This is a genomic window from Arthrobacter sp. TWP1-1, assembly GCF_049897845.1.
Taxonomy (GTDB): Bacteria; Actinomycetota; Actinomycetes; order Actinomycetales; family Micrococcaceae; genus Specibacter.
The window spans coordinates 94,086-107,203 of the sequence record NZ_JAFCXC010000005.1; the positions used below are offsets into that span (position 1 = coordinate 94,086).

General features: G+C 62.7%; 12 protein-coding genes. 7 read left to right on the top strand and 5 right to left on the bottom strand.

The window, feature by feature from the left end; all coding sequences use genetic code 11:
- Positions 1-31 precede the first annotated feature (31 nt).
- The 5 genes from ACP7B9_RS10870 (at position 32) to ACP7B9_RS10890 (ending at position 4,733) form a co-directional block, all read left to right on the top strand.
- Complete coding sequence (locus tag ACP7B9_RS10870) at positions 32-937, top strand: SIS domain-containing protein (protein WP_425863269.1); 906 nt, start codon at positions 32-34, stop codon at positions 935-937.
- Positions 938-1,097: 160 nt separating this feature from the next.
- The gene (locus ACP7B9_RS10875; RefSeq protein ID WP_425863271.1) at positions 1,098-2,075 is read left to right on the top strand and encodes an ROK family protein; all 978 of its coding nucleotides are present in this window, start codon (positions 1,098-1,100) and stop codon (positions 2,073-2,075) included.
- On the top strand, positions 2,075-3,043 hold the full coding sequence (locus ACP7B9_RS10880) for a 1-phosphofructokinase family hexose kinase (protein WP_425863273.1): 969 nt from the start codon (positions 2,075-2,077) through the stop codon (positions 3,041-3,043). Before ACP7B9_RS10875 ends, ACP7B9_RS10880 begins: the two co-directional genes overlap by 1 nt.
- Positions 3,044-3,055: 12 nt before the next feature.
- A complete protein-coding gene (locus tag ACP7B9_RS10885; protein ID WP_425863275.1) occupies positions 3,056-3,907 on the top strand; it encodes a class II fructose-bisphosphate aldolase in 852 nt (283 codons plus the stop codon).
- Positions 3,908-3,941: 34 nt separating this feature from the next.
- A complete protein-coding gene (locus ACP7B9_RS10890) occupies positions 3,942-4,733 on the top strand; it encodes a DeoR/GlpR family DNA-binding transcription regulator (protein WP_425863277.1) in 792 nt (263 codons plus the stop codon).
- 30 nt (positions 4,734-4,763) lie between these two features.
- Here the strand turns inward: ACP7B9_RS10890 and efeB are convergent, their stop codons facing one another.
- The 4 genes from efeB to ACP7B9_RS10910 form a co-directional block, all read right to left on the bottom strand.
- Positions 4,764-6,041, bottom strand: coding sequence for an iron uptake transporter deferrochelatase/peroxidase subunit (efeB, locus tag ACP7B9_RS10895; RefSeq protein ID WP_425863279.1), 1,278 nt, complete (start codon positions 6,039-6,041; stop codon positions 4,764-4,766).
- A complete protein-coding gene (gene efeO / locus ACP7B9_RS10900) occupies positions 6,042-7,277 on the bottom strand; it encodes an iron uptake system protein EfeO (protein ID WP_425863280.1) in 1,236 nt (411 codons plus the stop codon).
- Positions 7,278-7,374: 97 nt separating this feature from the next.
- Positions 7,375-8,979, bottom strand: a complete 1,605-nt coding sequence (efeU, locus tag ACP7B9_RS10905) for an iron uptake transporter permease EfeU (protein ID WP_425863282.1) — start codon at positions 8,977-8,979, stop codon at positions 7,375-7,377.
- Positions 8,980-9,136: 157 nt separating this feature from the next.
- Positions 9,137-9,814 (bottom strand): phosphoglycerate mutase family protein, encoded by a 678-nt coding sequence (locus tag ACP7B9_RS10910; protein WP_425863284.1) that lies wholly within the window; start codon positions 9,812-9,814, stop codon positions 9,137-9,139.
- A gap of 229 nt (positions 9,815-10,043) precedes the next feature.
- On the opposite strand from ACP7B9_RS10910, the gene ACP7B9_RS10915 reads away from it, so the two are divergent.
- Both ACP7B9_RS10915 and ACP7B9_RS10920 read left to right on the top strand, forming a co-directional pair.
- Positions 10,044-11,435 (top strand): pyridoxal phosphate-dependent decarboxylase family protein, encoded by a 1,392-nt coding sequence (locus ACP7B9_RS10915; protein WP_425863286.1) that lies wholly within the window; start codon positions 10,044-10,046, stop codon positions 11,433-11,435.
- Positions 11,436-11,504: 69 nt separating this feature from the next.
- Positions 11,505-12,368 (top strand): CPBP family intramembrane glutamic endopeptidase, encoded by an 864-nt coding sequence (locus tag ACP7B9_RS10920; protein WP_425863288.1) that lies wholly within the window; start codon positions 11,505-11,507, stop codon positions 12,366-12,368.
- Positions 12,369-12,454: 86 nt separating this feature from the next.
- Here the strand turns inward: ACP7B9_RS10920 and ACP7B9_RS10925 are convergent, their stop codons facing one another.
- The gene (locus ACP7B9_RS10925) at positions 12,455-13,093 is read right to left on the bottom strand and encodes a VOC family protein (RefSeq protein WP_425863290.1); all 639 of its coding nucleotides are present in this window, start codon (positions 13,091-13,093) and stop codon (positions 12,455-12,457) included.
- Positions 13,094-13,118: the final 25 nt, after the last annotated feature.

The window sequence follows — 13,118 nt, forward strand, 5'->3', positions numbered from 1 at the left end:
ATTTCGTCCCATTAAAAGGAGAACGCGCAGCATGAGCGATATCACCCAGCTTGGCCCCTTCATGGATGCTGAACTCACCAGCCAGCCTGAAGTTTGGGCGCAGGCCATTGCGCAGGCAAAGAGTGAAAACCTGCTCCCCGCCGACGGCCAGCGCGTAGCCGTCATCGGCTGCGGAACCTCCTGGTTCATGGCCCAGAGCTACGCCACAGCGCGTGAAGCTGCTGGTAAGGGTGTCACCGACGCATTTGCTGCCTCCGAGGCCTTCCTTGGTGCGGACCGCGGTTATGACGCAGTGGTTGCCATTACCCGCTCCGGAACCACCACCGAGGTCCTGGAAATCCTGACGGCCATCAAGGGCAGCGTGCGCACCGTTGCCCTGGTGGGCGACATCGAGTCTCCGATCATGGCCCTGGCCGATGCCGTCGTCGAGCTTCCCTATGCGGATGAGCAGTCAGTGGTGCAGACCCGCTTTGCCACCACCGCACTGGCTTACCTCCTCACGAGCGTCGGCATTGATCTCAGCGTGGCCGTTGAGGACGCCCGGACCGCTGTGACCGCCCCGGTGGAGCAGGAGCTGATCGACGCCGAGCAGTTCACCTTCCTTGGCACTGGCTGGACAGTCGGCCTGGCCCACGAGGCCGGTTTGAAAATGCGCGAAGCAGTTCAGGGCTGGACCGAGTCCTACCCGGCCAAGGAATACCGCCATGGCCCCATCTCCATTGCGGCACCGAACCGCGTCACCTGGATGTTTGGTGAGCAGCCCGAAGGTCTTGACCGCGACGTTGCCAAGACCGGTGCGATCTACATCAACACCGACACCCACCCGCTGGCCGAGCTGGCCCGCGTCCACCGCATCACCCTTGAGCGGGCCCGCGCCCGGGGCATGAACCCGGATCTGCCCCGCAACCTGACGCGTTCGGTCATCTTGGACGCCTAATCGTCCCGAACGAGCAAACCCGGCCGGTGCCCGTTCACCGCGCTAAAGTGTTGGGCAGCCCACGAATGTGGTGGGTTGCCCAACGTTTGCTTTCCAGCAGCTGTTCCTCTACAAGCTTTTCCTTATTAAGCCCGTGGGCCCTGGCACCGAAAGACCTCATATGAACACTTTGACGGACCCGGCCGCCGTGCCCGGTCAGCAGCCGGGCGTAGCCGCAGTGGATCGCACCAACGTTGTCCTGGCTTTTGATGTTGGCGGGACCGACATGAAATCGGGAATTGTCTTGGGCGATCTGGCCCGCGGCGACGTTGAAGTGCTTGACGTGCAGCGCCACCCCACCCCCTTGGAGGCTGGCCGCACCGGCGAGAGCGTCTGCGCGAGGATCGTGGAGCTCACCGGCGAATACCGTGCTGCCCATCCGGAACTGCTCATCGCCGCTGTCGGCGTGACGGTGCCGGGCATCGTGGACGAGGACGCCGGGATTGGCATCTATTCGGCCAACCTTGGCTGGAAGGATTTTCCGTTCACTGCAACCCTCACCGAGGCCCTTGGCCTTCCCGTTGGTTTTGGGCACGACGTCGGCATGGCAGGTGAGGCTGAATTCCGTCTAGGTGCCGCCGTGGGAAAGAAAGACGTGCTGATCTTGGTGATCGGCACCGGTATTGCCGGTGCTGTTCTGTGCGACGGTCACCGCGTGGCCGGCGGCGGTTACGCGGGCGAGATCGGACACGCCATGGTTCCGGGCCCGGACGGTTCCTTGGTCATCATGGAATCGTTGGGCTCCGCAGGTGCCGTGGCCCGGCGCTACACCCAGACAAGCGGCACGGCCGTTGCCGGCGCCCGGGACGTTTTGGCGCTGGCAGCCGAAGGCGACGCCGCCGCCGCGGGCATCTGGAAGGATGCGATCGACGCCCTCGCCTTCAGCGTGGCGCAATGTGTCTCCATCCTCGGCACCGAAACCGTGGTCCTTGGCGGAGGCCTGTCCATGGCCGGGGCGGCGCTCTTCGAACCGCTGGCCGCGCGCGTTGACCAGTTGCTGACCTTCCACCGCCGCCCCGAATTCATCCACGCGGCACTGGGGGAGAACGCCGGCCTGATTGGCTCGGCGTTGAAGGCACGCAGCTTGGCGGGAAGCTAATGAACGGCAACAATCTGGTCCTTACCGTCACGCCCAACCCAGCAGTCGATGTCACCTACACCGTCGCCGGTATTCATTTGGGATCCTCTCACCGTGTACCCACTCCGCTGAGCCGGGCCGGCGGGAAGGGCCTGAATGTTTCGCGCGTGGCCCATCAACTGGGCTACCCGACCCTGGCCATCGCCACATCCGGAGGCTCCACCGGTGAGGAGCTCCGGGCTGATCTGGCGTCCGCCGGAATCCTGCATCACCTGGTGCCAGTGGTAGCTCCAACCCGCCGCACGATAGCGTTCGTGGACACCGCGCAAGGCAACACCACCAGCATTTTCAACGAGCTCGGACCGGCGCTGACTGCCGCCGAATGGCAGGCGCTGGCCGCCGCCGTCGTGGATAACCTCGCCGGCGTTCAATTGGCCGACGGCGTGCGCCGCCCGGGCGTCTTGGTTGGCTCGGGTTCCCTGCCGGAACATGCACCCGCAGATTTTTATCCGGCCTTGGTGGCCCTGGCCCATGCCGCGGGCGTACCGGCCATCATCGACACTTCAGGCAGTGGCATTCTTGCCGCGGCACGGGCCGGAGCGGATCTCCTCAAACCCAATAACCATGAGCTCATGGATGCCGTGGGGGAGACCGATCTGGTCGCCGCGGCACGCAAACTCATGAGCCTTGGTGCCAAGCGTGTGCTGGTCAGCGTGGGCGAGGAAGGCATGCTGGCCTTCAGTGCCGACGCCCCGGGGAGCTGGATTCAGGCGAAACTACCGGCTCCGCTCAGTGGCAACCCCACGGGCGCCGGCGACGCGGCGGTGAGTGCGGCCGCCGTCGCACTTGCCCAAGGCGAGGAGAGCCTGCGAGAGATTCTGCGCCGGGCCACAGCCTGGAGCGCCGCAGCAGTCCTCATGCCAGGAGCCGGTGAAATTTCCCCGGACCACGCCGAGCTGGCCAACAAACTCATCATCACAGACCACTAAGGAACGCATTTCATGGCTTTGACAAACACCCGCGACATCATGGACCTGGCGGCCAAGGCTGGTACGGGACAGGGGGCGTTCAATGTGATCCACCTGGAGACCATCGAAGGGTTGATCGGTGGCGCCGAGGCTGCCGGACGCCCTGTCATCTTGCAGATTTCCGAGAACTGCGCCAAGTTCCATGGCGGTTTGGAGCCTGTTGCACTGGCCACACTGTCGGCCGCGCGCAACGCATCCGTACCCGTGGCCGTGCATCTGGACCACGCGGAGGACGAAGCACTGGCTTACCAGGCCGTGGACCTAGGCTTCGGCTCGATCATGTACGACGGCGCGCACTTTGAGTATGAGCAAAACGTTGAGGTGACGGCCCGCGTTGCCGCCTACGCCCACGCTCGTGGAGTGTACGTGGAAGCAGAGCTGGGAAAGGTGGGCGGCAAGGACGGAGCACATGCGCCCGGCGTCCTGACAGATCCGGCCGAGGCTGCAGCCTTCGTTGCGGCAACGGGAGTCGATGCATTGGCCGTGGCCGTGGGTTCCTCGCACGCCATGACCGAGCGCAGTGCTGCCCTGAATCTTGAGCGCATTGCTGCGCTCAAGGCCGCACTGGATGTTCCGCTGGTGCTGCACGGTTCCTCCGGCGTTTCGGACGAAATCATTGTGGCAGCGATTGTTGCGGGAATGACCAAGATCAACGTTTCAACACATTTGAATGGCTTCTTCACCCGTGCCGTTCGGAGCTACCTGGATGAAAACCCGGCAGTGGTGGATTCGCGGAAGTACCTGGGCGCCGGTCGGGCAGCCCTTATTCCTGAGGTTTCACGGTTGCTGGCGTTGTTTGCTGGCGCGACCCACACTCAAAACTAAACGTGACGGCCGGTTCGCCGCCTAGGATTGACAGATGAACAGAACTGAACGACTCACAGCGATCTTGGACATCCTGGCCGAATTCGGTCAGGTAGAGGTCGAGGAAATCGTGGAAAAGTTGGCGGTTTCCCCTGCCACTGCGCGCCGCGACCTTGACTCCTTGGCCAATGAGCGGCTGCTGACGCGCACCCGCGGTGGTGCCACGAGCGGTTCTGTTTCCTACGATCTTCCCGGCCGGTACAACCGTGACGACCACGCGGAGGAAAAGCAACAGATCGCCCATGCTGCGAGTGCCCTGATTCCCAAGGGTGCCGTCATTGGGCTGTGTGGTGGCACCACCAGCACGGCGCTGGCCCAGGTGCTGTCCACCCGCGAGGACCTGATGGTCCAGTCCAACCGGCCAACGTTGACGGTTGTTACCAATGCCATCAACATTGCCGCACAGCTGGCCATCCGGCCCAACTTCAAGATCATGGTCACCGGAGGCATCGTGAACCCGCGCTCCTACGAGCTGGTGGGTCCCTATGCCGACACCGTCCTGGATCGGGTTGCCCTGGACATCGCGTTCATTGGCGTCAACGGCATCGAACCTGGATCGGGTCCCACCACGAATGATGAGGGGGAGGCGTCCGTGAACTCGAAGATGGCCCGGCGCTCCTCGGAGTCCTACATTTTGGCGGATGCATCCAAGATCGGCAAGCGCGCCTTCGCCACCATGGAGGAGCACGATTTCCGCAACCTCATCACGGATTCACGCATCACGGCCGCCCAGCTGGAAGCGTTTAAAGAGGCCGGGACCAACGTGATCGTGGCCCCGGCGCTCTAAGGTACGGCTGCCTCTAAGCTCCGGCTGACTTTAGGCGAAGAATTCCTTGCCGTAATAACTTCCCGCGGCGGGGAGCCCTGCCGGGACGGCAAATACTCCCGAGCCAACGTGCCGGATGTATTCATTGAGGCGGTCAGAGCTACCCAACTTTCGCTGGAGGGTGACGAACTGCTCCGGGCTTTTTTGGAAGCTCAGGAACATCAAGCCGGCGTCCAGCCGGCCCACCGAATCCAGTCCGTCCGTGAAGTTGTAACCTCGGCGCAGAATCTTGGTGCCGTTATTGTTTTCATGCGCAGCCAAGGCAATATGCGAATCGGCGGGGATGACGGGGGCTCCGGCTGCTGCGGCGTGAAAGTCCGGGACGTCATGTTCCTTGCTGCCGGACAGCGGAGCTCCCTCCTTCTTGGTACGGCCAAAAATGCTCTGCTGGTCACCGATGGGATCTTCATCCCACGTTTCGATCAGCATGTGAATCTTCCGGGCCACAAGGTAGCTGCCGCCCACCATCCATGGCTGACCGGCTTCTGCGCCAGCCCACACGTGCTCACCGAGATCGGTGGTGCCGCTGACATTGCGGGTGCCGTCCTTGAAGCCCATGAGGTTTCGTGGTGTGGCTTGATTGGCGCCAGCGGAGGCGCGACCAAAACCAAGCACAGTCCAGCGGGTCTTGACGGCTGTCCTGGCCATGCGGGCCAAATTGCGGACCGCATGGTAGGCAACCTGAGGATCATTTGCGCAAGCTTGGATACACAGGTCTCCGCCGGTCAGGGCCGGGTTAAGCGACTCACCGGCCATGGCCGGGAGGTCCGCAAAGTCGGCTGGCTTGAACTTGGCCAGCCCAAACCTCTCATCAAATAACGACGGCCCGAAGCCGAGCGTCAGCGTCAACCCCTGGGGTCCCATGTCGGTGGCTTCACCGGTGTCGACGGGAATTCCCTGTTCGCGCTCCGGCTGGACCTTGCCCACCGGGGAACCCGCGGTCATCTCGGCCATGGCTGCCGACCACTTGGCCAGCACCAGCTGCAACTCCACGGCAGTCAGCGCCGTCACGTCGAAGGCGGTGAACACCAGATGATCTTGGGGAGGTGTATCAATCCCACCCTGATGTTCGCCATAAAAGGGGTACGTCAGGGTGGCGCGTTCGGCCATGCGCTCGGAATCGGATAAGGGACCGGGTGCAGCGGCGGCGGCGACCGCCATTCCACCGCCTACGCCCAATGCCAATCCTCCGGCGCCAGCCAGGACGGCAGATCCGCTAAAGAATTTACGCCGGGAAAGTGCGTCCACAGCAGGGGTTGGCTCAGACATTTAGACCGTGGCCACTTTCTCGGAAATCTTGGCCAACGGCGCCTGCAAGGACTGGATCAGTGCGGTGAGCTTTGCGGCGTCGGACTTCTTCAATTCCTCGGTGTAGGCCTTGAAACCGCCCAGTGCGTCCGCATCCTTGTAGCCGTCCAGAGCCGTATTGACCGTCTCAAACTGGGCCGAGATCTGCGCGGTCAGGGCCGAATCAATCTGCTCAAGAGCGGGCTTGAGGTACTCGAAGGCCTGCTGTGAGCCCTCGATGTTGGCAGCAAAGTCCACCAGGTCCAGCTTGGAGTAGGCCTCTTCTTCGCCGGTGATCTTGGAAGACTGGACCTCTTCAAGCAGGCCGCTGGCGCCATTGGCCAGTTCCTCAGGCTTGTAGGCGGCCTTGGTCTCCAACTCGCCCGTCAGCGTCTTCAACGTGGCAACATTCTTCACGATTCCGGCAGCCAGGGCCTTGGAGGAATCGGTAATTGCCTTTGACTCAAAGAGGTCCTTTTCCAGGGGGTGGAAACCTGTCCACTCTGTGCCGGGTTCGACGTCGGCCACGCGCAGGTCGAGCGCGGGGTCGAGATCGGGGAAGCTTTCGGCTACCGGTTCGATGCGCTCGAAGAAGGGACGGGCTTCGGCGTAGGCCTTCTGGCCGGCCGCAACATCGCCGGAATCAACGGCAGCCTGCAAGGCAGCTGCTGCGAGAACCAGGCTGTCCACCTGACCCGAGACGTACTTGGCGTAACCGTCGGTGCCCTGTTTGAGTAGATCGCTGACGCCGTTGGCGGCGGCCGACGCGGCTGCGCCTGTCACAGTGAAGGGCTGGTACTCGGTGGTGGCGCCGGGGCAGTACAGCTGGTATTCGCCGCCGGCCAGGGTGACGGTAAAGCTGACGGCCTTCAGGCCCGGGATGACGTTTTCACGTTCGCCCAGGATGCGCTTGTCGCTCAGTAGCTCAACTTCGCTGACACCGGAGGCGTCTTTGTTGGAGATAGTGAAGGTGACTGGACCGGCCGGGGCCGACGCGAATTCGGGTACGCACTGGTCTTCGCCATCGACCTTCTCAACGCTGACCGCGATCTGGGCGGCACCGTTGCTGACCGTTGCTGCCCCACCCTTGGCGGCGCCGGCTGCGTTGCCCTCCGGAGTAGTGCTGCCACAGCCGGACAGGGCAAGGGTCAACACTGCTGCTCCGGCGATCAGGGCGGGGGCCAAGGAACGGACGGAACGGGGTGAGAAAGAAGTCATTGCTGTCCTTAGAAGTGGGCTTACAAACGTGGCGATGCTGGGAAATGGGGAGCTCAATATAGCGGCCGCCTCATGCGGCAGGCCGAAGTGAGGACTCTTAGGGGGAAGGAGCGGTAACGAGCAGCTGGCGCCTGTTGCGGCGGCCGGCGGCCAGTAACGCCAAGGCGGCAATGATGAAGACGGCCGGCAGGTAGCGTGACCAGAGCACGTTTTCGGTGCTGGCTGACTCAAAAATGTTCAGCTCCGTGACGGCCGCAACGACGTGCTCTTCGGGCACATGCCAGCTGTCTTCGCCCGAGAGAGCGATGGTGCGGGCACTGGCCAGGCCGCCACCGCTGAGCGTCAGCGTGGCACCCTGGGTGCTGGCGGCGTCAATGATCGAATCATCGACAAGCCAGACGGTGACCTCGCCCTTATGGGTCCAGGCGGTGTTGAAGGGGCCGGGGTTGCTGGATGCACTGATGCCCACGGGCATGCGGCCGCCATTGAGTTCGGTCAAGGCGTCGGCTGTGAGGCTGGCCGGATCATTGCCGTTGTCCGTTGTTACGGCCGCCGAGTAGACAGAGGCCGTACGGCCGGCGTGTGATTCCGTGCCATGCAGGGTCAGCGGGTAGCTGCTCTCGGTGCCGTCAATTTCGGTGACCACGAGCGTCTTGCTTGCGGGTGCTGCAGAACCCGCGGCGGCAACACCGACGCCGGCTGCAACAGTGGAGGCGTCATTGCGGACTGCGGAGACCCGCAGCGAAACGCCAGCATCCCCGGAAGAGGTGATGGCCGGCGTCGAACTTTCACCGAGGGGAGCAGCTGGAATGGCGAGCGGTGCGGCGATGATGAGTGCCACGGCGGCAACTCCCAGCGCTCCTGCGGCGGCAAATTGTGTGCGCGGGAGGGCGGCAGGAGTGGGGCGCCAGGTGCGTGGCCACACGATGAACGCGAGCATGGGGATGAGGTAGAGCGCCCAGCCAAGGAGCTCCACTACTCGCGGATCGCTGGGAATGCCGAAGACGCCGGTCAGGATGGCGGCGCGGGCGCTGCCGTTGGGGGCCAGCCAGTTGAGGCTGAGGGTTGTGTCTTGGCCTACGTTGACCCAACCGGCTTCGTGGGCGGTGCGCAGCGACTTCATGACAAGCCCGGCGGCGACGAACACGAGGAAGACGCCCGTGGCCTTGAAGAACTTGGCGAGGTTGAGCTTGATGGCACCGCGGAAGAGGAGGAACCCGATGCCTGTGGCGATGGCCAAGCCCGCGACGGCGCCGGTTCCGGCAGCCAGCGGACTCAAGGAGGACTGGAAGGCTGCAACCATGAAGACGGCTGTTTCCACGCCTTCGCGCAGCACCGCAAGGAAGGCCATGCCGGCCAAAGCAAAGACGGAGCCGCCCTTGAGTGCCGAGCCCGCGTGGGCTTCGAGGGTGGATTTCATGGATCGGGAATTCTTGCTCATCCACACGATCATGAATGTCACGATCACCACGGCCACGAGACCAATGACGGTTTCCATGGCTTCCTGCTGTTGCTGTGGCAGTGCCGCGGAGATGACTTCCAAGATGATGCCGACGACGGCGCTCAGCGCGACGGCCGCGGCTACGCCCAGCCACATGGGCCTGAGGGAAACGCCGTTTCGACGCAGGAAGGCCGCGATCATTCCGACGATCAGTGCGGCCTCGAGTCCCTCTCGCAGGCCGATGACAAGTGTTGCAAGCACCCAAATACTCCGGGATTCCAAAGATGTTAAGAACTGGGGAGTGCCTCAGCTCTCAGGCAAGGCTACCCTTATAGTGCCCAAAAATAATAATTAGGCCATCCAGGCATTGCGTAATCGGCGGAGGTGCTGCTGCGGTGCTGCTGGGGTGCGCGGGCTGTCACCAAATATGTTCGGGCGCATCCAGCACTGTTTTGCCCGGATCCGCCGGCGTCCACTGATCAAAGGCCGTGTCCAGGAGGTAGCGGTTTCCGTGCCTAATCAGTGTGCGGGTCTCGGCATTGCCCGGATTGTTCAGGGACTCAAAGTACTCAACCGACCAGTGGAACCAGCGCATGCAGAACAAGCGCATGGTCAGCCCGTGCGTGACAAGAAGGGTGCTGGTGTCGGATTCGGTCCGGGACCAATGCCTGAACAGCGTCTCCATAAATGAGGAAACCCTGTCGTAGACGTCGGAACCCGACTCGCCTTCACGAAACCTGTAAAAGAAATGCCCATAGGCGTTGCGCAATTCCTTCTGGTCGGCAATCTCCGCCGGGTTCTGGAAATTCGCCCAGTCCTGCTCGCGAAGTCGGGGCTCCTCCATGGTGCTCTCAACTAGGTCGCCCAGATTCATGGCCTCCAGTGTTTGATAAGCACGAAGGTACGGTGAAACGTAAATTCGAACCTTCTGGCCGTCCAGCTGCCGGCGAACACGCTCACCCGTTGCCTTGGCTTGGGCAATGCCCAGCTCGGTGAGAGGAATGCGGTAATCCGGAATCCGGTTGTACAGGGTCTGGTCCACATTGGCCTCGGACTGTCCGTGGCGGACCATGATGATCTGTCGGGGAGCGCTCATAACCAAGAGCGTAGTCCCCACCCGCTCCCAAACCTCGTACCTCGGCCCGGGTCCCTCGCGGGCGTGGGCCCATCCACACCGTCCTTCACCTCGCAAGCTCGGCGTGGGCCCTTGGGTGCGTGGGCCCATCCACACCTCCCAAACGTCGTACCTCGGCCCGAACCCGCGGCCCGAATGCCCGCAAGCGCAACACCTTATGCGCCGTCGAACGCGAGCGTACACTGTGAGCATGCCAGCGCGACCCGGTGAATATCGCGAAGCCCTTGCCCGAGCGCAAGAGCATTCAAACCGCTGGATTGACTCCCTGACCAGCCGCCCCATCGGCCCCCAACAAAACGCCGATGAACTGCTCGCCAGCTTCACGATGCCGCTTCAGGAAATGCCCATAGATGCGGCCACAGTCGTTGACGAATTGGCGGGACTGGCAGAACCGGGATTGATGGCTGTCCCGTCCGGCCGGTTCTTCGGATGGGTCATGGGCGGGACACTCCCGGCCGCCATGGCAGCCGACTGGATGGTGAGCGCCTGGGACCAAAACGCTGCACTGCGCTATGCCACTCCTGCAACAGCAGCCGCGGAGGAGACTGCAGGCCGATGGATTCTGGAATTATTGGGGCTTCCTGCCGGGGCGGATGTCGGTTTTACTACCGGAGCAACCGGATCTAATTTTGTCGGCTTGGCTGCGGCGAGGCAGTTTGTCCTAGATGGGGCTGGCTGGGATCTGGTGACAGATGGCATGAGTGGATCCCCGCGCATAAACGTCTTTGTTGGACAAGATCGTCACGCCTCCATTGACCTGGCGCTCAAGTACCTTGGTCTCGGAAAACCCCTCGAGGTTGCAGCCGATGCCCAGGGCTGCCTGATCCCCAGTGCCTTGGCTGAGGCCATGGATGCTGTGTCGGGTCCCGCCATCCTCTGCCTCCAGGCCGGAAACTTGCACTCGGGCGCCAGCGATCCGTTCACGGAGGCTGCGACGATCGCCCACAGCCACGGGGCATGGGTCCACGTTGACGGCGCGTTCGGCCTGTGGGCGGCAGCGAGCAGCAAACACCGCCGCCAGCTTGAGGGTTTGGAAACGTGCGATTCGTGGGCCACCGATGCGCACAAGACACTCAACGTTCCCTATGACTGCGGCGTGGCCATCGTGTCCCGGCCTGAAGCTGTTCGTTCAGTCTTCGGCGTCCACACGAGCTACCTCGTCAATGACGAACAAGGCCCGGGGGATCCATTCGAGAAGGTACCCGAGTTCTCCCGCCGAGCCCGAGGCGTGCCAGTATGGGCAGCGCTTCGCTCCCTCGGAAGATCCGGCGTCGAGGATCTCGTCGACGGGTTGGTAGAACAAGCGCAAGCCTTCGCCCGGGCGTTCAGGAGCATGCCCGGCGTAGAAGTCATCAACGATGTTGTCTTTACGCAGGTGTGTGTCAGCTTCGGCTCCGATGAACGGACCCGGGGAATCACGGACCGGATCATCGCCGACGGCACAGCATGGATGTCCGGTTCACACTGGGCAGGCAGGGACATCCTGCGCATTTCAGTCAGCAACTGGTCCACGGATGAGCAGGACGTTGCCGCCGCACTCGCCGCCGTCGAGCGGGCCATGGCCGCCTACGACGCCGCCTGAGTCAAGCGGTTCGCCCCGTACGCTCAGCCTTGTGGCTGAAAACAAGCTGTGGAGTGCATGATGGAGAGCATGAGTGAGAGCCCTTCCACGCCAGCCATCCACGACGCCGGACCTCGCGTCCCAGCCCCAACGGCCCCAGCCGCCGGGTCGCCAGCAGCGAAAGACGAGGCGTCCGGCGTCGACCATCAGGGCTGGGGGAGTAAGTCACGGCGCCGGCTGGTGATTGAAGTGCTGTTGGTGCTGGGCGTCTCGCTGGGTCAGTCCGCCATTTATTCGGTGGTGTCGCTGCTGGATAAGTTGAGCCGGGCGCCCATATCGCAGGGCACCTCAACGCTGAACGTGGTGCGCAACAATCGCGAATTCTTCGACTTCACGTACCAAATTCTGGACATCTTCTTTGCGCTGGTTCCGGTCATGCTGGTGTTTTACCTTCTGGCCGAGCCGGGGAAGTCGGTTTTCAGACGAATCGGGCTGGATTGGCGTCACCCGGTGCGGGACGGGCTCGGGGCGCTGGGTCTGCTGGTGGTCATCGGCATTCCGTCGCTTGGGCTGTATGCCGCCGGGCGGGCCATGGGCGTCACTACGGAGATCATTCCCAGCGCCCTGAATCAGTATTGGTGGACGGTTCCGGTCCTAGTTCTCTCGGCCATTCGCGCCGGTGTGCTTGAGGAAGTCATCCTCAATGGCTATCTGCTGGGTCGGTTGGAGAAGATCGGGCTGGGCCCCTGGGCTGCGATTATGCTCAGTGCACTGTTGCGCGGCAGCTATCATGCCTACCAAGGTTTTGGCCCATTCGTGGGGAACTTCGCCATGGGCCTGCTGTTCGGCTGGGTGTACAAGAAGTACGGCCGGGTGGCACCGCTGGTGGTGGCTCACGCGCTCATCGACATCGCCGCGTTCACACTTGGCCCGGCGCTCGGTTTCGGCGGCTAAACCACGCGTTGACCCGTCAGATAATGCCGCTTTGAACGTCCAAAGCGGCATTATCTGACGGGTCAACGGGAGGAAAGGAACAGAAACTAGATGGTCACCGGGCCATTGGCCGTTTCAAAGGTGACGCTCATGATGCCCGGGGTGCCGCGCGGAGCGATCCACTCCACGGCGACGTCGTTCAGCGGCGCCTCGACGGGCTCGCCGAGCCATTCGGTGACGCGCTCGGCGCTGCCAGCGATGGTTAGCGATGATAGACGAACTGTGGATTCGCGTGCCTGCGAGGGGTGGAGTGCCGGATCGCCCTCCCACTTGAGCATGTAGGGGACCTGCGGGTCAGCAATGAGACCCTTGATCCCGATCTGCTGCCAGATCAATTCCTGGCCATCGGGGAACTTGCGGTTGCCGGGGACGGCGCTGCGGCCGAGGCGTTCCTCGAACGGGGCGAGGTCGTCAACGGCGACACACCATCCCATCCAACCGCCGCCAGCCGCAGAGCGTGCTTTTACGGCTTGGCCGAACGGCGCCTTGTCCGACGCCGGGTGGTTGAGGCACTCAACAATCTCCAAGTAATGGTGATCGGTGAGCGGAATAATCATATTGCGGGTGCCGAAGCGCGGGTGTACTCCGCCGCGCACTGCATCGACCCCAAGGGCGGTCGCGATTCGCTCCGTAGTGGCAGCCAATCCATCTGATTCACTGGCGTAAGAAACATGATCCATTCGCATAACTTCATCTTGGCACTTTGTGATC

What these genes read in the sequence shown, in the direction of transcription:
- ACP7B9_RS10870 (WP_425863269.1), top strand. Translation starts at nt 32, where the DNA reads ATGAGCGATATCACCCAGCTTGGCCCCTTCATGGATGCTGAACTCACC.
- ACP7B9_RS10875 (WP_425863271.1), top strand. Translation starts at nt 1,098, where the DNA reads ATGAACACTTTGACGGACCCGGCCGCCGTGCCCGGTCAGCAGCCGGGC.
- ACP7B9_RS10880 (WP_425863273.1), top strand. Translation starts at nt 2,075, where the DNA reads ATGAACGGCAACAATCTGGTCCTTACCGTCACGCCCAACCCAGCAGTC.
- ACP7B9_RS10885 (WP_425863275.1), top strand. Translation starts at nt 3,056, where the DNA reads ATGGCTTTGACAAACACCCGCGACATCATGGACCTGGCGGCCAAGGCT.
- ACP7B9_RS10890 (WP_425863277.1), top strand. Translation starts at nt 3,942, where the DNA reads ATGAACAGAACTGAACGACTCACAGCGATCTTGGACATCCTGGCCGAA.
- efeB (WP_425863279.1), bottom strand. Translation starts at nt 6,041, where the DNA reads ATGTCTGAGCCAACCCCTGCTGTGGACGCACTTTCCCGGCGTAAATTC.
- efeO (WP_425863280.1), bottom strand. Translation starts at nt 7,277, where the DNA reads ATGACTTCTTTCTCACCCCGTTCCGTCCGTTCCTTGGCCCCCGCCCTG.
- ACP7B9_RS10910 (WP_425863284.1), bottom strand. Translation starts at nt 9,814, where the DNA reads ATGAGCGCTCCCCGACAGATCATCATGGTCCGCCACGGACAGTCCGAG.
- ACP7B9_RS10915 (WP_425863286.1), top strand. Translation starts at nt 10,044, where the DNA reads ATGCCAGCGCGACCCGGTGAATATCGCGAAGCCCTTGCCCGAGCGCAA.
- ACP7B9_RS10920 (WP_425863288.1), top strand. Translation starts at nt 11,505, where the DNA reads ATGAGTGAGAGCCCTTCCACGCCAGCCATCCACGACGCCGGACCTCGC.
- ACP7B9_RS10925 (WP_425863290.1), bottom strand. Translation starts at nt 13,093, where the DNA reads ATGCGAATGGATCATGTTTCTTACGCCAGTGAATCAGATGGATTGGCT.